At 51.4% G+C, this 21,913-nt stretch carries 13 protein-coding genes and 1 pseudogene; 12 read left to right on the top strand and 2 right to left on the bottom strand.

Going from position 1 to position 21,913, the window contains the following annotated elements:
* The first annotated feature begins 1 nt into the window (after position 1).
* From ACYVJM_RS28540 to ACYVJM_RS28485, 12 genes are all read left to right on the top strand, one after another.
* A complete protein-coding gene (locus ACYVJM_RS28540) occupies positions 2 to 1,411 on the top strand; it encodes a glycosyl hydrolase family 28 protein (RefSeq protein ID WP_461151585.1) in 1,410 nt (469 codons plus the stop codon).
* A 151-nt stretch (positions 1,412 to 1,562) separates the two neighbouring features.
* On the top strand, positions 1,563 to 3,167 hold the full coding sequence (locus ACYVJM_RS28535) for a hypothetical protein (protein ID WP_461151584.1): 1,605 nt from the start codon (positions 1,563 to 1,565) through the stop codon (positions 3,165 to 3,167).
* A 94-nt stretch (positions 3,168 to 3,261) separates the two neighbouring features.
* Positions 3,262 to 5,016, top strand: a complete 1,755-nt coding sequence (locus ACYVJM_RS28530; RefSeq protein WP_461151583.1) for a family 43 glycosylhydrolase — start codon at positions 3,262 to 3,264, stop codon at positions 5,014 to 5,016.
* Between the two features lie 43 nt (positions 5,017 to 5,059).
* Positions 5,060 to 6,214: a glycoside hydrolase family 43 protein gene (locus ACYVJM_RS28525; protein WP_461151582.1), complete on the top strand. Its 1,155-nt coding sequence runs from the start codon at positions 5,060 to 5,062 to the stop codon at positions 6,212 to 6,214.
* A gap of 84 nt (positions 6,215 to 6,298) precedes the next feature.
* Positions 6,299 to 8,665, top strand: a complete 2,367-nt coding sequence (locus tag ACYVJM_RS28520; RefSeq protein WP_461151581.1) for a heparinase II/III domain-containing protein — start codon at positions 6,299 to 6,301, stop codon at positions 8,663 to 8,665.
* A gap of 1 nt (position 8,666) precedes the next feature.
* Complete coding sequence (locus tag ACYVJM_RS28515) at positions 8,667 to 10,598, top strand: glycoside hydrolase family 97 protein (protein ID WP_461151580.1); 1,932 nt, start codon at positions 8,667 to 8,669, stop codon at positions 10,596 to 10,598.
* 17 nt (positions 10,599 to 10,615) lie between these two features.
* The gene (locus ACYVJM_RS28510; RefSeq protein ID WP_461151579.1) at positions 10,616 to 11,887 is read left to right on the top strand and encodes a glucuronyl esterase domain-containing protein; all 1,272 of its coding nucleotides are present in this window, start codon (positions 10,616 to 10,618) and stop codon (positions 11,885 to 11,887) included.
* 163 nt (positions 11,888 to 12,050) lie between these two features.
* Positions 12,051 to 13,268, top strand: coding sequence for a glycoside hydrolase family 88 protein (locus ACYVJM_RS28505; RefSeq protein WP_461151578.1), 1,218 nt, complete (start codon positions 12,051 to 12,053; stop codon positions 13,266 to 13,268).
* 239 nt (positions 13,269 to 13,507) lie between these two features.
* A complete protein-coding gene (locus ACYVJM_RS28500; RefSeq protein WP_461151577.1) occupies positions 13,508 to 14,632 on the top strand; it encodes a DUF4861 family protein in 1,125 nt (374 codons plus the stop codon).
* A gap of 206 nt (positions 14,633 to 14,838) precedes the next feature.
* The gene (gene kduD / locus ACYVJM_RS28495; protein WP_461151576.1) at positions 14,839 to 15,600 is read left to right on the top strand and encodes a 2-dehydro-3-deoxy-D-gluconate 5-dehydrogenase KduD; all 762 of its coding nucleotides are present in this window, start codon (positions 14,839 to 14,841) and stop codon (positions 15,598 to 15,600) included.
* Positions 15,601 to 16,175: 575 nt separating this feature from the next.
* Positions 16,176 to 16,412 (top strand): hypothetical protein, encoded by a 237-nt coding sequence (locus ACYVJM_RS28490; RefSeq protein WP_461151575.1) that lies wholly within the window; start codon positions 16,176 to 16,178, stop codon positions 16,410 to 16,412.
* A 564-nt stretch (positions 16,413 to 16,976) separates the two neighbouring features.
* On the top strand, positions 16,977 to 18,248 hold the full coding sequence (locus tag ACYVJM_RS28485) for an esterase (RefSeq protein ID WP_461151574.1): 1,272 nt from the start codon (positions 16,977 to 16,979) through the stop codon (positions 18,246 to 18,248).
* Positions 18,249 to 18,406: 158 nt separating this feature from the next.
* Here ACYVJM_RS28485 and ACYVJM_RS28480 read toward each other — a convergent pair.
* Both ACYVJM_RS28480 and ACYVJM_RS28475 read right to left on the bottom strand, forming a co-directional pair.
* A pseudogene (locus ACYVJM_RS28480) lies at positions 18,407 to 19,846 on the bottom strand (serine hydrolase).
* A 578-nt stretch (positions 19,847 to 20,424) separates the two neighbouring features.
* On the bottom strand, positions 20,425 to 21,333 hold the full coding sequence (locus ACYVJM_RS28475) for a glycosyltransferase family 2 protein (RefSeq protein WP_461151573.1): 909 nt from the start codon (positions 21,331 to 21,333) through the stop codon (positions 20,425 to 20,427).
* Positions 21,334 to 21,913 lie beyond the last annotated feature (580 nt).

Genomic DNA, 21,913 nt, shown 5'->3' with positions numbered 1-21,913 from the left:
AATGATTCGTATACAAATGGGGATTGGTCTGCTGCTTTGGCTGCTATCGGTTCAACTCTACGCCCAGCAGCTTGTCATTTACCCCGTACCAGCAGGGGTGCTCTACAGTCAGCATAACGACGATTACACGGTCCGGGTACGTAAGCCGGGTGAACCGTGGCAGGACCTGTTCGAGTATACCGTGCAGGTTGACCTGGATAAAGTACGGGATGCCTCCATGGTGTTCTTCGACTTTTCGGGTATAGTCGAAGTAGCGGTACGCAAAAATAACGGCCTTGTTCAGTCGGCTCGTATTCGGCCATTGTCGTATCAGGTTCAGTCAAAGCAGGAAGGGAACACCCTGTACTTCACGCTTACCCAGCCTCGCAAACTGTCCATCGAGTTCAATGGCGACAAACTTCAGAACCTGCACCTGTTTGCCAACCCGCTCGAAACTAGTAAACCCGATCCGAACGATCCCAATGTCATCTACTTCGGCCCTGGCATTCATACACCGGACGATAAGCCGGGTGACGTGTTCAGGATTCCCAGCAACAAAACGGTGTACATCGATGGCGGGGCTGTTATTCGGGGGAAACTCGTCTGCGACAAAGTCAAAAACGTACGGATTATCGGGCGGGGCATCATCGACCAGCCGCAACGGGGCATCGAGATAACCCATTCCGAGAATGTGCTGGTCGAGGGTATTATCGTCAAAAATCCGCAGCACTACACGGTGTATGGCGGACAGTCGAAAGGGATCACAATTCGGAACCTGAAGTCGTTCAGCTGCAAGGGCTGGAGTGATGGCATCGATCTGATGAGTTGCTCGGATGTAGTGGTCGACGATGTGTTCATGCGCAACTCCGATGACTGCATCGCCCTCTACGGGCATCGCTGGGATTATTATGGCGGGTCTCGCAACGTCGTGGTCAAAAATTCAACGCTCTGGGCCGACGTAGCGCACCCGACCAACCTGGGCCTGCACGGGGATACCCGATCTGTTGGCGATACGCTGGAAAATATAACCTTCAGTAATCTGGATATTCTGGAACACGACGAAGATGATCCGGATTACCAGGGGTGTCTGGCCATCAGCTGCGGAGATCTTAATCTGGTTCGTAACGTGACCTACGAGAACATTCGGGTTGAGGATTTTGAAGAGGGAAAGCTGCTGAGCCTCCGCGTGTTCTTCAACAAAAAGTACAATACCGGTCCCGGACGGAACATCGAGAACATTACGTTTCGAAACATAACCTACTCGGGATCAATGGCTAATCCGTCAGTTATTGAGGGCCTTAGCGAACAGGGTATGGTGCGCGGGGTGACGTTCGAAAACGTAAGCATCAACGGTAAGCTACTTCGCAACAGCCAATCGGGCGACATCCGCGTCGGTGCATTTACGCAGGCCATTCATATCAAGCCGGACTGAGTGCAGCACATTTCACATTTCTGTGCAAATGCAGGGTATAGACGTATCACTGTGGTCTATTTCCTGATACTTGATAGTCGCTAAATTCTTTGGGAAGCTTCGTATGTTTAGCCGTGCGCTTAGAATAGGTTGGTTACTGATTGGGCTCTGCGTGGCATGGCCGACCTACGCGCAGGTTTGGCAGTGGTCTACATCCGTTCCGACCGTTGTTTCATCCGAAACGAAGGACCATCCGCAGGCCTTTTTATGGATTCCCGACAACTGCCGCTACGTTAGGGGGGTGGTCGTTGGTCAGCATAACATGCTGGAAGAGGGCATCTTCGAACATCCTGATTTTCGCAAAACCATGCGTGAACTTGGCTTTGCCATCGTCTGGGTCACGCCCATGATTAACCAGACATTCGACTGGAATTCGACCGCTACCACCAAAGGCGCAGGGATCGAGTTTACGGACATGATGAACCGGCTGGCCGATGCGTCGGGCTATTCGGAACTGGCCTTCGCGCCCGTTGTGCCGCTGGGGCATTCAGCGCTGGCAAGCTACCCGTGGAATTTTGCAGCCTGGAATCCCGGGCGTACGCTGGCCATTATCTCGGTTCACGGCGACGCCCCGCAAACGAAGCTCACCGGCAGCGGTCGACCCAATCCAGATTGGGTCGGACCGTCGCACGGGGGCCGCACCATCGACGGTGTACCGGGCCTGATGGTAATGGGGGAATACGAATGGTGGGAAGACCGGCTGGCACCGGCCTTTGCTTACGTCGACAAGCACCCGAAGACACCGTTCAGCCTGCTGGCCGACGCCGGGCGTGGTCACTTCGATTTCTCCGACGCGATGGTTCGCTACCTGGCGCTATACATCCGGAAAGCCGCTCAGTATAGGCTACCCAACCAAACGAATCCATCCGATACGGTAGTGTTGACGCCCATCGAGCCACAAAAGGGCTGGCTGATGGACCGCTGGCGCAAGGATAGTCTACCCACCGCAGCACCGGCCCCTTACCTGAATTATAAAGGCGACAGAAAAGTCGCAAGCTGGTGCTTCGACAAGGAGATGGCCCAGGCAACCGAGGCTATCTACCGTCAGGCAAGGGCAAAAAAGCAGCAGTATCTGGGTTTCCGGCAGAATGGGCAGTTCCTCAAACCGACCAAAGGCCACGCCAATTACCAGGTGTCATTTTTGCCCAACGCCGATGGTATCACGTTTCACCTGAGCAGTGCGTTCACCGACACGTCCCGCGTGCGGGCAACTTCCGCCCATGCCCGAACCCCCATTCGCATCGACCGTATCTGCGGGTCTGTCCGCAAACTCGATGACACGACCTTTCAGCTTAGCTTTTACCGAATGGGATTCAACAACCCCAAACGCTCGAACGACATCTGGCTGCTGGCGTCCAATGACGGCGATGCTACCTATAAGAGTATCGTACAACAGGCTGATCTACGGTTTCCGATAGCGAATAAAGAAGGCAAGCCACAGACCATCACATTTCCCGACGTACCTGATCAGGGGGTAAGTACCAAATCACTGACGCTCCGGGCGGTATCCAGTGCGGGTTTGCCGGTTCAGTACTACGTCAAAGCGGGACCAGCCACTGTGGAGGGCAACCAGCTTGCGTTCTCCCCTATTCCTCCGCGCAGCCGCAGGCCGGTGGCCGTTACGGTAGTCGCCTGGCAATACGGTACCAGTGTGGGTGATAAGATACAGTCAGCCACGCCCGTTGAGCAAACATTTTTGGTCCATTCGAACCCATAAATAGATGCCTTCGCCACTGTAAATCAGCTAGTTTGTTAACGATTAATCTGATACTTACCGTCGATATCAGTTCAGAGAATCCCGACCATATTCCATGAAACGTCTGTTCAATCGATTTACTTCTGCCTTTTCAGCGATACCTCTTCTCGTTGGCATCCTCGGTTCGCTTAATCAGGGGGTAGCGCAGATGCTGCCCGGCAAAAACATAACAACGGTTTGTAATCCGATGAACCTGAACTACCGGTTCACGCTCGATAGCCCATCCCGACGTGAAGCCGCCGATCCCACGGCCATCACCTTTAAGAACGAGTACTACCTGTTTGCGTCCAGATCGGGCGGCTACTGGCACTCTACCGACCTGAATCGCTGGGAGTTAATAAAGACGGACGACCTGCCGATGGAAGATTACGCCCCGACGGCGGTCGTCATTGGAGACACGGTTTATTTTATGGCCTCCACCACGAAGCCGGGCGGTAAAATTTATAAAAGTGCCGACCCCAAAAGCGGCAAGTGGATGGTAGCCAATTCGAATTTCCCGTTCGCCTTAACCGACCCTGACTTATTTCTGGATGATGATGGTCGACTGTATTTGTATTACGGATGCTCCAATGTGCAGCCAATCTACGTGGTCGAACTGGATCGGAAAACGCTCATGCCGATGGGCAAGTCGACGGGTTTGTTCGGGGGCAATCCGAACGCCAACGGCTGGGAACGGTTTGGTGATTATAATGAACGCCCCGAAAAGCCCTGGCTGGAGGGTGCCTGGATGACTAAGTACAAGGGCACGTATTACCTGCAATACGCCAGCCCCGGATCGGAATTCAAAAGTTATTCGGATGGGCTGTACACGTCGGATAAACCGATGGGTCCCTTCAAACTCGCAGCCAATAACCCCTTCTCGGCCCGGCCCGAAGGCTTCATCGCGGGCGCGGGGCACAGCAGTACCTTTCAGGATCGGTACGGCAATTTTTGGCGTATCTCGACCATGTCCATCTCCGTAAAGCATAGTTGGGAGCGACGACTGGGGCTTTTTCCTGCCTTTTTTGGTCCGGAAGGCCGATCCTTTACGCATACCACATTCGGGGATTTTCCGTTTATCATCCCGCAAAAGAAAATCAGCTACCCCGCCGAACTCTTCCCGAATTGGATGCTCCTTTCATACGGCAAACCGGTACAGGTTTCTTCGGAGTCGCTGAACCACCCCGCCAGTCTGGGAGTCGATGAAGACATTCGCACGTACTGGAGTGCGTCTACCGGCGGACCAACGGAATGGATGCAAATCGACTTACAGCAGCCGTGCCAGATCAATGCCGTGCAACTCAACTTTGCCGAAGAGGGTGCCAGCTTACTGGGCCGAGCTACCAATAGCGCCTATCGCTACAAACTGGAATATTCGGTCGATAAAAGAACCTGGAAATCTCTGGCCGATAAAACGAATAATCAGCAGGACGCGCCCCATGATTATCTGACGTTTGCCGCGCCGGTTCAGGCCCGCTATCTGCGCGTAACGAATCTGCATACACCGAGCGGCCAGTTTGCCCTCTCTGACTTCCGGGTTTTTGGCAGGAGTTCGGAGAAACTCCCTGCGAAAGTGGCTAGCCTGTCGGCGGTACGCGACAAAGCTGACCCTTGCATCATAACATTGACCTGGCCTAGAATTGAGGGTAGCATTGGGTACAACATCCGTTACGGCACGGCACCGGATCAACTACAGCATACGTATCAGATTTTCGATAAAAACGAGCTGGTGATCCGCAGTCTCAACAAAAACGAAAGCTATTATTTCACCATCGACAGCTTCAATGGACGAGGCATAACGCCGGGGGCCAAGCCACTCCATATTCCCTGACAGCCAACTGCCCCGTTTCGACAACCGCTCACCCAGTCAAGTTATGTTTTCATTGCTTCAAACCTACCGCTTGCCCGTGTGTCTGCTGATCGGATTAGCAACGCTTTTATCGGGGTGGATACCGCTCACGGCAACAGGGACGACCAAAGTAACTCCGCGCCCAGTCTTACGAGTTAGTGCTAAAAAGCCCAAACCAGCGCGAGCTGTTCAGGCTGTACCGTCGGAGAAGGATATGGTTGCCTATCTGCTGGTGTATTTCAAGGACGACACCCATGGCATACACATGGCGCTGAGTAACGATGGCTACTCGTTTACCGACGTCAATCAGGGCAAGCCGGTGCTGGCGGGCGACACACTGGCCGAACAGAAGGGCATTCGTGATCCACACATCATGCGGGGAAACGACGGGTATTTCTATATGGCCATGACCGATCTGCACATTTACGCTAAAGAGGCCGGATTTCGGTCGACGCAATGGGAACGGGACGGTAAGGAATATGGCTGGGGTAATAACCGGAATATCATTCTGATGAAATCGAAAGACCTCATCAACTGGTCGCACAGGCTTGTACGGGTGGATAAAGCCTTTCCAGACTGGGATAAAATTGGCTGCGCCTGGGCACCCGAACTGATTTACGACCCGACCAACGGGAAAATGATGATGTATTTTACGCTTCGCTTCGGCAATGGCCTGAGTCAACTGTATTACACGTACCTCAATCCAAAATTTACGGGAATGTCCACCGAGCCAAAGCTACTTTTCCAATACCCCAAGTACAACAAAGCATACATTGACGGCGACATCACGAAAGTGGGCGACAAATACCACCTTTTCTACGTCTCCCACGATGGTAAAGCGGGCATCAAACAGGCCGTTTCCGACAAGCTTACCACGGGGTACGTGTACGACGATAAATTGTATGATCCGGAGCCCAAAGCCTGCGAAGCACCCAACGTTTGGAAGCGCATTGGCCAGAAAAAATGGGTGTTGATGTACGATTGCTATGGCATCAGTCCGCACAATTTCGGCTTTAGTGAAACCACAGATTTTGTTCACTTTACCCATCTGGGCCACTTTAACGAAGGCGTGATGAAAACAACCAATTTCACCTCACCCAAACACGGGGCCGTCATCCACCTGACCCGCAACGAAGCCCAGACATTGGCCAGCCGGTACGGGCTGTCTATGAATTTGTAAGCATTACCGTCAAAAAACAGGCCGATCGGGCCGCCATGGCATGCCCAAGCTCAACCGAAATCTCGATAATCAACAGTCTTACCCATGCGTATTTTAGTTTGTATCGCCTTCCTGTTCAGTACCTTATTCGTCAGCGTTGCCGCACAGGGACAGCCGACAAAACCGCACCCCTATCTGTTCTACACCCCGCAGCGCACCGAGCGGTTGAAAGAACGCATCAAAACCGACACGTTACTGGCCAATCGCTGGAACGCTATGCAGAAGCGGTGTGAGGGCTGGCTAAACGAACCCAAAGGCGGGAACATGGAACAGCTGGCGCTGGCCTACACCATGACCGGCGACAAACGCTACGCCGACCGGGCTAAAACGCTGCTCACCGACCTGACTGGCCGCGCTTTCTGGGATGGAATGGACGACCGGACACCTCGCTGGAATGCGGGTCTGGGCACCAGCCATAGTAACTGGACGGCTTCGGTGACGTTCGATGCCATCTACAACGCCCTGACCAAAGACGAACGCCGTAGTATCGCCAATCAGATTGTTAAACTGGGGATTGAGCCGTCGATTGGCGACTGGGTATCGAAAGACAAGCGCATTCAATCGCTCGACAACATGGGCCACAACTGGTGGGCCGCTGTTGTGTTCGAAGCGGGGATCGCGTCGCTGGCCGTCATGAACGAGCAGCCGCAGGCCCGCCAGTGGGCGGCTGACATCATGCACGACAGCCGCCAGTGGTTCGCTTTTTCGGGTAGTTTGCTGGAAAACAAACCGGCCAATTTCGACCCCTCGGGTGGCTTTTACGAGAGTGTCAGCTACGCCAATTATGGTGTGAGTGAGTATCTCCAGTTTCGGTTGGCCTACACCAACGCGCTGGGTACGTTGACAATGCCTTACGATAGCCTGCTGAAAAAGACCGTCGACTGGTTTATGCATACGGCCTACCCGCGTAGTGGCGATAAGCCCCTGCTCTCACTGAATTTCGGCGACAGCAACGACTTTGCCAATGGCGAACGCCCGGCCAAACTGATGATGGCCCTGGGGCTGGGTAAAGAGGATTACTACTGGTACATTCAGCAAACCGGGAAGACCCCGTTTCGGGAAGATCTGAACGTCAATACGCCAATGGGCCTGTTATACCAGCCCGAAAACAAACCGGTTCCCACAACGCCGACATTGTCCCCTTCGGCTATCTACGGTTCGATGGGCTGGGGTACGCTCCGCTCGTCCTGGAAGCCCGATGCCACCATGCTAGGCGTAAAAAGTGGCTACACCTGGAACCACGCCCACGCCGACGCGGGGTCATTTGTGCTGTACCACAAGGGCGAGAACCTGCTCATCGACGGGGGCGACGTGGGCTATGGCAATCCGGAATACAGCAGTTATTTCGTCAAGAGCCAAGCGCATAATGTGGTGATGGTCAATGGTGAAGCTCAGGATGCCCGCGATCAGTACAACGCCGTGAAGAACCCCGGGCACCTCTATAACCTGCTCGATGGCGGTTCGCTGAAGTACCTGCTGGCTGATGCCACCGGCCCCACGTCGCGCAACTTCCTGCGCAACTACCGTAACTTCCTCTGGATTGGCAACGTGATTCTGGTCATCGACGATCTGAAAACATACGAAAGCGGCCAGTTCGATTTTCTGCTGCACTTCGCCGATAAAGCCGTCAAGCGGGGGCCTGACCTGGAGATAACCAAAGACAAAGCAGCCATTCTGTTCCGGCCGCTATACCCTGAAACGCTGCCGCTCGGCTACCCGCACGATTTCCCCGAAAAGCTTAAATACCGGACCGAATACGGCCTGCAGGACCGCACCACGAACGTTAAGATTCCGTATTACGTACTGTCGCCCCCCGAGAAAACCGACCGGACCAAGCTGGTCAACGCCATCCTGCTGCTCGATGAAACCAACCAGTCGATTCAGACGGCAACGGGTTCATCAGGAGCGAACGGGGCTGCCGGACGGAGCAATCTGCCGATCATCGAGAAGTTTGAGGGCACCAACCACCTGGGCCTGCGCATCACCCAGAACGGACAGGTTACCGAGGTATACATGAACCTGCTGGCCGACGGTCGACTAATGCACCGCAACGCTAACTTGACCATTGGCGATGGAGCGGGTCGGGGCTGGGAAACCGACGCGTACCTATCGGCCCTTACGTTCCCCGAGGGGGCTGACCGGCAGGACCCTTCGCAACTGACGTCTTTCTTCGTTGGCAACGGCAGCTACCTGCGTAAAAATGGAAAGCCGCTGCTCAGCTCGCTGTCGAAAGTGTTCCTGCACGCGGACAGAAAGGGAAACCAGCTGGACGTACAACTCCAGGGGCAACCGCTGATCGAGGCCACACTTGGATTCGAAAAAATAAATAAGCTCAACGTAAACAATAAAGCCGTTTCCCCCGCCTACGATGCGGGCAAGATGCTGGTAATTACCGTGGAAGGAACAAACTAATATGTATACGATCCGATTCATCATGCCCTGCCGTTTTTTATTGATTTGTGCGCTCATCAGCTGGCTGTTGCCGCTACAGTTCACGCTGGCTCAAACGCCCGAAACCCGCTTACTGTCGCCAGATGGTAAGCTGGAGGTGGTGTTTGAGCAGCAGGAAATCGGCCCCGGTCGTAAACAGATGACCTACCGTGTCAACTACGAGGGGAAACCGGTTATTCTGCCATCCGGGCTGGGTGTGCAGATCGACAACCACGTGTTCGAGCACGCCATGGCGCATAAAGTAACCACCCCTCCCGGTACCTTGGGGGCCAACTGGTGCGATAATCTGGTGATCAAAAATGTGGTCAAAACGGCAAAAGACACGACCTGGAAACCCGTGTACGGCGAGCGCAGCCTGATTCGGGATCACTACAACCAGTTGGAGATTCAGCTTCAGAAACCGGACGCGCCGGATTACGCCCTGCACGTTATTTTCCGGGCCTACGATTCAGGTATCGCGTTCCGGTACTTCTTCCCCGAACAGCCCAATGGCCTGTACTACCGCGTAATGGCCGAGAATAGTGAGTTCACCCTGCCCGCCGATACCAAAGCCTGGTATACCGCCTGGGCACAGGGGGCTTATCAGGCGCTGCCTCTGTCTGGCTGGCCCGAGAACTCGGAACGACCGCTGACCCTGTCGTTACCCAATGGCCTGTACGCATCGCTGGCTGAAGCGCAGCTGACCGATTACGCCATGACCAAATTCAAACTCTCCCCCGATAAGCCCAATACGGTCGTTACCTCACTCTATGAAAGCGTCGATCTAATGTCGGATGTGGGTACGCCCTGGCGGGTGGTGATGGTGGCGAACCGGCCGGGTAAGCTGCTTGAAAACAACGACATCATGCTCAATCTGAACCCACCCGCCACGGTGACCAACACCGACTGGATCAAGCCGGGTAAGATGATGCGGGAAGTGACGCTGACCACGCAGGGAGCCCTGTCGTGCATCGACTTTGCGGCTACCCAAAACCTGCAATACATTCTGTTCGACTGGAAATGGTATGGTCCTGCGTTTACCTTCAATTCGGATGCCCGGCAGGTCGTGGCCCCCATCGATATGCCCCAGGTGATTGCCTACGGTAAGTCGAAAAACGTGGGCGTGATCCTGTATGTGAACCTGCAGGCGCTGTACAAGCAGATGGACGACATTTTTCCGCTCTACAAAAAGTGGGGCGTCAAGGGCGTCAAATTCGGCTTTGTGGAAGTGGGGTCGCACCGTTGGATGACCTGGCTCACCGAAGCCAAACGGAAAGCGCTGGAAAATGGGCTGATGGTGAATATTCACGACGAATACCGCCCAACGGGCACCAGCCGAACGTACCCCAACGTGATGACGCAGGAAGGCATTCGGGGTAACGAGGAATTTCCCGATGCAACCCACAACACCGTGCTCCCCTTCACGCGTTACCTAGCCGGGGCGGGCGACTACACCATCTGCTACTACGACAAACGGCTCAAAAACACCCACGCCCACCAACTGGCGATGAACGTCATTTCCTACAGTCCGCTGCAATCCGTGTTCTGGTACGACAAACCGGCGCAGTACGGTGGTGAGCCCGAAATCGAGTTTTTCGATAAGGTGCCCACCGTCTGGGATGACACCAACGTGATTCATGACGCCATCGGCGAGTACGTTACCATCGCCCGCCGAAGCGGAGACGACTGGTTTGTGGGCACGATCACCAATAATGACGGCCGCACGCTATCGCTCCCGCTCGATTTCCTTCCGAAGGGAAAACGTTACGTGGCTCACCTCTACACCGACGATCCGACGGTGCCGACCAAGACGCAGGTACGTGTATCGACTAAAACCGTGAAAGGTGGGCAGTCGATGGAGATGAAGTTGATGCCGCGGGGTGGTCAAGCCCTTTGGCTGACCCCGGTGAAGTAACTCAACCCTGGAATGATATGGCAATCGGTCGCTTCGTGTTCATGAGTGGGCTCAGTTTCTTCGCACTGGTGAGTCACATGCTGGCGCAGTCAGTGCCGGGCCTGCCTGATCCGTTACAGCGCGCGAACGGCGCGCGGGTTACGACCGTTGCGGAGTGGAAACAGGTACATCGTCCAGAGCTGATCGAATTGTTTACCAGTCAGGTATACGGTCGCTCGCCGGGTAAACCAGCCGCCATGACGTTCCGCGTTTTTGACACAGACACGAAGGCGCTGGGGGGAAAAGCGACGCGCAGGCAGGTTGCCATTTACATCAACGGTAAGACCGACGGCCCCCGAATCGACGTGTTACTTTATATACCGAATCATGTGCGTGGACCTGTTCCGGCCATCGTGGGGCTGAACTTCTGGGGGAACCACAGCATCAATGCCGACCCCGGTATCCGTATCTCCACCAGCTACATGGAAAAGAGCCGAAATAACCCCTATGTCAACCTGGATTGCGTCATGGACAACCGGGCAACGGAAGCCTGCCGGGGCATTAATGCCCGCCAGTGGCCGCTGGACAGCATTTTAGGACACGGTTACGCGCTGGTGACGGCCTATCGCGAAGACATTGCCTCCGACGTACCGGCAACTCGTTTTTCTACGGGCGTGCATACGGCGTATCCCGACTGGCTAAACCGGCCCGATAACTTTGGGACGATTGCCGCCTGGGCGTGGGGGTTGAGCCGACTCATGGATTACCTGCAAACCGACCGGGCCATCGATGCCCATCGGGTAGCCGTGTTTGGCTGGTCGCGATTGGGTAAAGCCGCCTTGTGGGCGGGCGCTACCGACGAACGCTTTGCGGCCGTGCTCAGCAACGAGTCGGGCGCGGGTGGGGCTACGTTGTTCCGGCGGGGACAGGGCGAATCCATTCGGCGGCTCTGCACCGTTTTTCCCCATTGGTACAGCACCAGTTTCCGGCAGTACATGGATAAGGAAGAACAGTTGCCGTTCGATCAGCACGAAGTGATTACCCTGCTGGCACCCCGACCTGTGTATATCGCCAGCGCCGAGCAGGATAAAGGCGCCGATCCGGTTGGCGAATTTGAATCGGCCAAAGCGGCCAGTGCCGTGTATCAGATGTTTGGTCGTGAGGGACTACCCGCAACGACGGTACCGCCCCTCAATTTATCCGTGCAGGGCACCATCGGCTACCACATGCGAGCTGGTGAACACGACGTTACGGCTCTGGATTGGCAGTACTTTCTGCAATTCCTCGATAAGCATCTTGTAAAAAAATAAGCTGTGTTTTGGGTTGAATAGCTGGTTATCCAAACGGCCAAAGCGTTTACATTCTTTTGATTGTCAATACACTACAAGTGGCGAGAAAAAATTATGTATGGCAAAAAGGGTACGCTTTAACCTGCTGATTCTATTTACTATTAACCTACTTTCTCCGCGTGTCATGCCCTTATTCAGATTCAGTTTCGTGCTCGTTCTGCTTGTTGTTCTGTGCAGTTTGACAATCCATCAGGACCGCCTACAGGTCGATCCAGCCCTGACCTATTGTGTGCAGCAGGCTGCTAAAACTGCTGCGTCGCTTCCCGCTACACAACCGAATATACCTCGTAACATTCTGAATGGCCAGACGTCCTGGAAGTACATCAGCTATAAAGACTGGACCAGCGGGTTCTGGCCGGGTACGTTGTGGTACGCCTATGAATACACGAAAGATCCCAAGTGGAAAGCCAAAGCCGATTCCTTTTCGCGGGAACTGACTCCACTGGCGTATCAAAAAGCGATCGACCACGATTTGGGCTTTCAGATGTATTGCAGCTTCGGGAACGGTCTGCGGCTGACGGGCAATCCCGACTACAAAAAAATCCTGCTGGCTTCGGCCGATACGCTGGCCACGCTCTTTAATCCCAAGGTAGGCACTATCCTGTCGTGGCCGCGATCGGTCCCTAATATGGAATGGCCGCAGCACAACACCATCATGGACAACATGATCAACCTGGAACTGCTGTTCTGGGCCTCGAAAAACGGGGGTGGTAAACGCCTGTACGACATGGCCGTCTCGCACGCGACGACCACCATGAAAAACCATTTCCGGCCCGACTACACCTCGTACCACGTAGTCGTGTACGACCGCGAAACGGGAAAGAAAATCAAAGGTGTAACGCACCAGGGCTTCGCTGATAATTCGATGTGGGCGCGCGGGCAGAGCTGGGCGATCTACGGCTACACGATGACCTACCGGGAAACGAAAGACCCCAAGTTTCTGGATTTCGCCCAAAAGGTATCGGACGTCTACCTGCAACGCTTACCCAAAGACCTGATTCCGTACTGGGATTTCAGCGCGCCCGATATTCCAAACGCCCCAAAAGATGCCTCGGCGGCCGCCGTTACGGCATCGGCCCTGCTGGAACTTTCGACTCTGGTAAAGGACAAAGCGAAAGCCACGGTGTATCGAACTAAAGCCGAACAGATGCTGGCATCGTTATCGTCGGCAAGCTACCAAAGCCGTCAGGTCAACGATGCGTTCCTGCTGCATAGCACCGGCCATAAGCCAAACAACAGCGAGGTAGATGCCTCAATCAACTATGCCGATTATTACTATATCGAAGCCCTGCTGCGGTTGAAAAAACTGCAGCAGGGCAAACCGGTTCTGGAAAACTTGTGAAGGCGATTATCCCCAATTCTTGTGCAGGTAGTCTGAACAGATCAAGGAGTAGTAAAAAGGTAAGTGATTTCCAGGCAATCGCTATTTCGCCACGAATAGCTAGGCAAACTACTGTGTGCTACCCAGGCCATAGCCGATAAAAAACAGGCGCTAAATATCCTCTTTCTAACAATAAAACCAAGGGACAGTGCCGGTGTGTTTGGCGCGGCCTAATTATAAACCATCGATTTTACAGCGCCATGAACTTGTTTACGTCCCTCGTTTCGCTTTGTCTGCTTAGTCATTACGTAGGAGCCCAGTCGCCAATCCGACTAAATAACCCGGCCAGTGTACCCCTGAATCAGGAAGTTATTGACATTCCCTGGGCTACAGTTCTGAAGGCTTATCCTGGCATTGATACCACAAATTTTCAAGTAATACAGACGGGAAGCCAACAGCCAGTTGCTTATCAGCTCGAACGCCGGGGTACAAAAGACGTGCAGAACTTGCTGGTGCAGGTCTCTATTGGCCCCAGGCAGTCGATCAGTCTGATGTTTCGCAAGGGAAAACCAGCCCAGGTAGCTCCTAAAACCTATGGTCGGTACGTACCCGAACGCTTCGATGATTTTGCTTGGGAAAACGACCGAGTCGCGTTTCGGATGTACGGCGCGGCCCTTAATGGCCGTTCAGACAACGCCTATGGCACCGATATCTGGGCTAAACGGACCAATCAGCTAGTTCTGAATAAGTGGTACAAGCAGAATGATTACCACAACGATCATGGTGAAGGGCTTGATTATTACCACGTCGGCCTGACCCTCGGTGCGGGCGACATCGCCATATTTCATCACGATTCGCTTCAGTTTATTCATAACTATCGGAGTTGGGAAATCCTGGACAACGGCCCCCTCCGAACTACCTTCCGCGTGAAATTCGACCCTTACACGTTTAACGGGGTTACGGTTCAGGAAGTGCGAACTGTATCGCTGGATGCAGGGTCACAGCTCAACAAGGTGCAGGTACACATCGAGCAAAATTCTGGGAGAACTTTACCGATGGTAGTTGGCATTAGTCAGCGCAAAGAACCAAGTCCGGTAGTACTGGATGAAAAGTCTGGCGTGCTGGGGTATTGGGAGCCGAAGCACGGAAACGACGGTACCTTAGGCATCGGCTGCGTATTTCCGGTTGCGCCCGTGCGGATGTTGACGAAATACGATCATTTACTGGCCAGACTCGATGCTCCCTCAGTCGGCGATCTGATTTACTATACGGGTGGTGCCTGGGACAAAGCGGGCCAAATCACATCAGCCGAAGCCTGGTTCGCCTACCTGCGTCAGTTTGCCCTGAAACAGAAACAGCCTCCTGTTATCAGGATTCTGAAATAATTCCTTACCAAGCGTTGGCTATCCCTTTGGCCTGACCTGGGGCAATAAGACACGACGATTACTCGAGCGTGGTGGAGCTCCCTTGTTTCGTTTGTAACGCTCACCCAATCCTGTTTTGAAAGACACAATGACAGATGATAGGGGTGAACAATTATCTATAAGTAACTGAAAGACAATTATTTAAATCCAATAAACAATTTATAAGTATGTTTGATCTATTCAGTCTGGCTGGCAAAACGGCACTGGTAACCGGAAGCGATACCGGATTAGGGCAGGCCATGGCCATCGCGCTGGCGGAAGCCGGAGCTGATATTGTCGGGGCTTCTAACTCCGAAGCCATAATTGGGGGAGAAACCCATCAGACCATTACCCGCTTGGGACGTAAATTTACAGGGTACATTGTCGATCTCTCCGACCGCGACGATCTATACCAGTTCGTGACCAACGTCAAGACCGCTCACACCATCGATATTCTTATTAATAACGCGGGTATGATCCTGCGTAAACCAGTAGCTGAACATCCCGATGAGTGGTGGGATAAAGTTATTTCAGTAAATCTGGACGCCCAATTCCTGCTGACCCGGGAATTCGGTAAGGATATGATTGAACGGGGGGCAGGTAAAATCGTTTTTACCTGTTCATTACTCAGTTTCCAGGGTGGCATCAACGTTCCTGGCTATACCGCAAGCAAAAGTGCGGTTGCTGGTTTAGTAAAAGCATTCGCCAATGAGTGGGCTTCCAAGGGCGTAAATGTAAACGGCATTGCCCCCGGCTATATTGCAACCAACAATACCGAAGTGTTACGGGCAGATCCAGACCGATCAAAGTCTATTCTTGACCGTATTCCCGCTGGTCGATGGGGCGAACCTACCGATTTCAAAGGACCAGTTATCTTTTTAACCTCCGAAGCTGGGGCTTACGTCAATGGAACCATCTTAACCGTCGATGGTGGCTGGATGGCCCGTTAGTTTCATAAAAACAAGACTCGCTGGTAATGGTAGAATGAATTACCAGCGAGTTAAAATCTGCCCACTACCTTTATGTGGGCAATGTTTTATTGGATTCACGCGCCTATCAGCAATTGCAAACCAATCGGTAACCAATTGGCTTAGAACGCATACCCGTGCGTATCCTCTATTAATCGTTCACCAAAAGTAGGTTAAGCTTAGCCGGGCAAAGAAGGGTGTGCCAGGTGTAAAATGAATCTCTTCCACTGGAGTAGCCTCCCCTCTTAAACGGCTCTCGGTGGCAAACTACGTTTCTTTCCAGCGTGTATTCTGTAGGTTTTGTACCGAAAGTCCAAGTGCGTATGCAACTGATTGCATTGGACAGATAGTGAAGAAAGGCTGTCTCCTGAAATGCCCTTTCTGAGCAGCTGATGCCTGCCTGTTCCTTCGTCCCAGGCGGGAGCGATTTGTGAAACAACACGTTCTGCTGTTAGTCCTAAATTAGTTAATAGCTTACAGATGATATGGTGGTTTTTGGGGAAGCATTCCAACTTCTCGAGCTTAAATAGCGTCTTGCTCAAAAGCTCTAGTTAAGTATGAAACCAATCTTTGCTTATGGCCTGATTTGGCTAATTCTCCTGCTGACTAGCTGCCAGAAAGATAGCCCGTTGCTACCCGCTGATTGTAGTGATGGTGGGGCGTTTATTAAACGAGTGGACAAGGTCATTGGCCATGTCTATTATAACTCCATCCAGACTAAGTACGTAATCAATGTCCCGAATAGTCTGGATTCTTACGATGTAGGGTATGTCTGTTCACTAGAGGCTAAGTAACATCAACAAGGGCTACAGGTTAACTTTAGTGGTCGATATTACGAGTACGAGAAACCGCTACCCAAGTACTGGGGTGACAATCGAAATTATTCGTTGTCCGTGGAAGCGATTTCGCTTTACTAACCCTAAAAGCGGTTCCTAAAATAGCTCCTGCTTAGTGGGGCCAGAAGTAGTTGGAGTCGCTGTACCCCACATCTCAAAACAGGCTAAAAGTGGCAGTCAGCTGGGACCAAGGGCACGCTCATTTAGGTGTTAAAACGAATGATAGGGTTGTCAGCTACCAATTTTATTTTTTGCAACAGCTACCTACAATAGGTTCGTCAATCTACCAAAACTTCCGTGCTTAAATTATAAGCTCAAATTGGAGCCTATTTTGAGACCTTGGATTTTTAAGATCTGTCCAACGCCATATGGTGCAAATGGGCCGAACTACTCTACTGAAAATAGACAGACGATGATATTGGATGATGTATGAATTAAAATTCGATTTTGATCGCCAAGCGAGAAAATCGTTATTCTATGTGCAAATCGGAAGAATAAAACCAACTAACTTTCTGGTAAAGTATGGATAAATCCTCATTGGGGATTTGCCCGGCTCTACTCATTATACTTGAAAATTTGATTATGAGAGATTATACATTCATTGCTGTGGGTGTTAGCGTACTGTTTTTGTTAATTGTCACCCGGCCTGCAGAGGCTCAGGTGAAAAAGTCATCGACTGATAAACCGACACCTAAGGTCCTGAAGGGCCTTCAACGGCCTGTTCTACAAAACTCCCCGGAGATTTTAGCCGATAATCGTGTCGTATTCCGGTTACTGGCTCCCAAAGCCAATGAGGTGGCTGTTACCGGGGAGTGGACCGCCTTTAAAACGACTGTGCCTATGACCAAGGAGGAATCAGGGCTTTGGCGCGTTACGGTCGGCCCGCTAAAGCCGGATTATTATGGATACAAGTTTATCATTGACGGGGCTACCATCTTGGACCCCAATAATTACAAAATACGTAGAGACTGGACTGGTTACGAGAGTGTCTTGCTGATGCCAGGCAAAGAAACCGATCTATTTGTAGAAAAAGATGTTCCTGAAGGTACTCTGTCAAAAGTGTGGTACAATTCACCAACGCTCGGCCTTAGACGAAGAATGTACGTTTATACGCCACCAGGGTATGAGAACAGTAAAGAGAAGTACCCTGTATTGTATCTACTCCATGGGGGAATGAATGATGAAGATACCTGGACCTCAATGGGAAAAGTAAACACGATCATGGATAACCTAATCGCACTGGGAAAGGCTAGACCAATGATTGTAGTAATGCCAAACGGTAATCCCGATCAGGTAGCCGTTCCTTTTGAAGCGTATCGATTTACGCCTGACCCAAAACTAGTTGGCCCTGAGCCGTTAAATATGGCAAACGGTTACTTTGAAGCAAGCGTGATAAAAGACATAGTCCCTTTCTTGGAAGCTAATTACAAGGTTTTGGCAAACCGTACTGATCGGGCACTGATAGGCTATTCGATGGGAGGAGGACAAACGCTTAAAATTGCGATGGAGAATCCTGCTTTTTTTGCTTATATCGGTTTACTTGCGCCAGCCCCTTGGGCGCTGACGTCGGTTGATGAGCAACACCTGGAAGGATTAAAAGCGGCAAATCCCAAAAATATATGGATTGGTGTTGGGGTTGAGGATCCAATCTATGCCCCTGTTAAAAAAACTTTAATTCCAGCCTTGAATCAATATAAAATCAATCATTATTTCATGGAGACACCGGGTGGCCATGGCTGGACAAATTGGCGAATATTCTTTTCAGAAAGCATTCCTACTCTTTTTAAGAACTGATTCAAAAAGCTACCCTGTTAGAGTGGCCAGGACTGGTATAGGTTACCATTGCAAAATGACTGTACCTAGAGATCTACTCACTTAGCTTACCTTCCTAAATGAGCCTTAAATGAGATTTAGCTACCTAGGGGTCGCAAGTGAAAAGGGTGATAGTCCCCTTATTTTTCCCCTGTCAATTGGGTAAGAACCTGCTTAACTCGATCATTCGATGCATTTAATCGTAGCGACTGTTGATAAATCAGGATGGCTTCCTCTTTTTTGCCGCTTTGCAATAAAACCTCCCCATAACTGGTGTAAGGTTGCCAAGCCTGGGGTTCGGCAAACGTAAGCACCTTAAGCGTCTCCAACGCCTGAGTCGTGTACCCACCAGCCATAAATTGACGAGCCGCGTAATCCAATTCGCCCGCTGAAAACCCATACTGGGCTGTATCAGCTCGCATGGACAGAAAACGGGCGATCGCATAATCAGGACCATGGGTAAATAAGGCCCGAACATATTCCTTAGCTAACGATTTCTTGCCCGCTATAAAGGGCTGATTTGTCAACAGTTTCAGCAACTGCTGACCAGTTTCTAATACGCCATCACACTCCGCATTATTGAGGATTACTACCGTTTGCTGGTGGGTCAGGTCGCGCAAAAATAGCGTGCTACCGCCGGGGATAAACCCCGAATGCCAAACCTGTTTACCAGCGGTGGTATCTTGCCCAATAAACCAGCCTAAACCGTAGCTTACCCGATGTGGTTCAACTTCCGCTACGGCACCATTCTTTAAACGGGTTGGGGTAAAGGCCTCAGCCAGCGTTTGGGATTTTACCAACCGGTTCTCAGACAAGGCCCGATCAAAGGCCGCCAAATCGGCTACGGTACTGGCAATAAATCCCAGCCCCTATAAGCCCCCAAAATTAACCAGAAGTGGTCGGTAGCGCTGGAGGGTGTCCACCCGTTGGAGTCCAGCCGAGAAAAAAATAGGTTGGTAACTCTCAGCTCGCTTCGGATCAACTCGAGCGGTTGGCATCGAATGCGGATAAGTATTTACCATCGAAGCGGGTTGCCACACATACTCGTTTAGATAGGCATGAAAGGGCTTTTGGGTTAGCTTTTCGACCAGCAGAGCCAATACACAATAACCTGGATTGGAATAACTCCACCGCTCACCCGGCTCGAATTGAAGTTTGCCAAATCGTTTCAGAGCCGGTATGACGTCTGTGTTGGTCAGGATGCGGTTGGGGCTTTCCTGGATATAGGGTTCAAAAATTTGCAGATCGGGAAGGCCAGCCGTATGCGAGAGCAGTTGCCGAATAGTGATGGTAGCAAAGGGGAAGTTGGGCAGGTAGTTGATTAAGGCATCATCCATGTTTAGCTTTCCCTGTTCATAGAGTTGAAGGATGGCCACCGCCGTGAAGGTCTTACCAATGGATGCCAATTGAAACCGGGTATCCAACTGGTTGGATCGTTTGGTGTCAAGATGGGCAAGCCCAACCGATTTCTGGTAGCTAATTTTTCCCTGTTGGGTAATCAACACATTGCCATTCAGGCGTTGTTGATCAACGAATGAGTTGAGCAGGCTATCCAGGCGTTGCGGGGTTGATTGGGCCACAGCCAAAAGCTGACAACTGGTTAGTAGACTGACAAGGGCTATCAATGCCCCGAAATCAAAACAGTTCAATTTGGTAAAGAGGCCTTGGCCTGAAAACTGAACGTTAGGGTATGGAATCATCACAGAAATAGACAAGATTAATTTAACTTTTGTAGAACAAATGCTTTGCCAGTTACCCTTGCGATGAAACAACTATTGATAATCAATTAGTTAACTAACATATTATAGTTGGATATGTCCAATTTTGGACGAGGGGTGTACGCTAACGGACGTTAGGTGAAGGTAGAGGCTTAATAGGTTGTACTTAGATCGGCAAGCCCAGCCCACTTCAACACGATCAGCCGTTGCTTTTAACCTCTGGGTTATTAGCAGTGAGCAAAAGCCATATCGTCTCAGGAAGGAGCGAAATTGTGAGACAGCGACTTTTTACTATTTGTCAAGCACCAATGGTCGCATTAGGCCCTGTTTTTAGTAAACTGTTTAATAAGATCAGTCATATACGAGTCATTCTCTACCAAGGTCAATAAGTACCCGGTAACTGATACAAAAGAAGCCTAGCCGGTATACGCAGCTATCCTTTATTTATGCCTAAACCGATAAAGGCGAAGGGTTAAAATCGTCTCGGGACGCTTACCGAAATTATTGAACAGGCTATCCAAGGAAGCCTCCCCGAAGAGCAGAAAGTTATAAGATCGGTTCTTTTTGGCTGAAGCCAGTTGCCCAAAGGTGGCCCGGATCGACCAGAACAGGTACATAATGAACCCATATTTAGGGCCGTGGTCATTTTGAAACACCCGTCGTTCGTTGCGAACCCGGTAATAATTTTTCCACGCACCCGGCCAGGGAATACCATCTCGGTCGACGCTGGGTGGATGGTAAAAGATAGATTTAGAAATAGTCACCACAGGAAAGCCCATCTTCTGAGCCCGCGTCATATACTCCACTTCGTCGCCCCAGATAAACAACTTCTTATCGGGTATACCGATCCGTTTGATGACCTGCGCGCTAATCAGGGTGCCGTTGAAAAAAGAAGCTACGCCATAAACGATGTCCCGGGCACTCATGTCGGTGACGTACCGAAGTGTTTCTGTTGGCCTATAGACGAAAAAAGCCAGCTCATCTTTCTTGTTAACGTTAACCGACAGGCAATTCTTGATACAAGGACCCAGGTTGGGGGAAAGCAGGAGTTGTTCCAGAGCATCGGGCGCTGCCAGGCAATCATCATCCATGCACCAGATCCAGTCATAGCCATCCTGATAAGCTTGATCGATACCGGTGGCAAAGCCCCCCGCTCCGCCCAAATTTAACTGTGTCAGTACGCGTAAACCGACTTGCTGGCTGAGCCATTCGTCTGTCCCGTCAGTACTGCCATTATTGATGACATAAATGGTGTCTGGTTGTCGAGTCTGAGCCAGCAAAGTGGCCAGACAGGTTTTCAAATCACTGAGTCGATTATACGTTACGACAACGGCTGCGATACGCTCCATAGCGATAATTTACACGGATCAAACAGGCGAATGGCCTTGTGGCTAGATTGCCTGTAAGCACTTCCAGATGCCCCTGCTTGCCCCCTTGTCTCTGCTTCTATAAATGATTATTGATCCCTTTGCCCCTTAGGCCAAACCCATGTTTAGCTGAGTCAGACAGGACCCTAAGTTAGCCATTTACCAGAGCACTGATTCCCTAAAATGGCTTGCCATACCAGTAGCGACGTTTACTTAGATAGGGAAACTTTTACCTCTATTTAGGATACAGTAACAAAGGCGCATCTACACGCTACTATTTAAGGATTTAATCAATGACTAATTTGAGATCTGGTATCATTTTTATTAGAAAAGCCAGCTTAAAAATTTATCAGTCAATCAGCACGCAGGGGCATAAGGAGGCACTCAGTGAGGGTTGAGGAAATGAATAAACTCCGTTTGCCGGCGGGGTTATCCATAAAGACCTGCCCAGTTTACAAGCAGAACTATAGGTAAGGATGGTAGCTCAGAGTAAGTAAGGCAAGCTGCCTCCCTCATTTAGAAGCTGAGGCATGAAAGCCCACTCATCTCGCTTAGTTGTGAT

It is taken from the genome of Spirosoma pulveris, from assembly GCF_054781875.1.
Note: the sequence above shows the minus strand (reverse complement) of the source record. Positions and strands in the feature narration are given on the sequence as shown.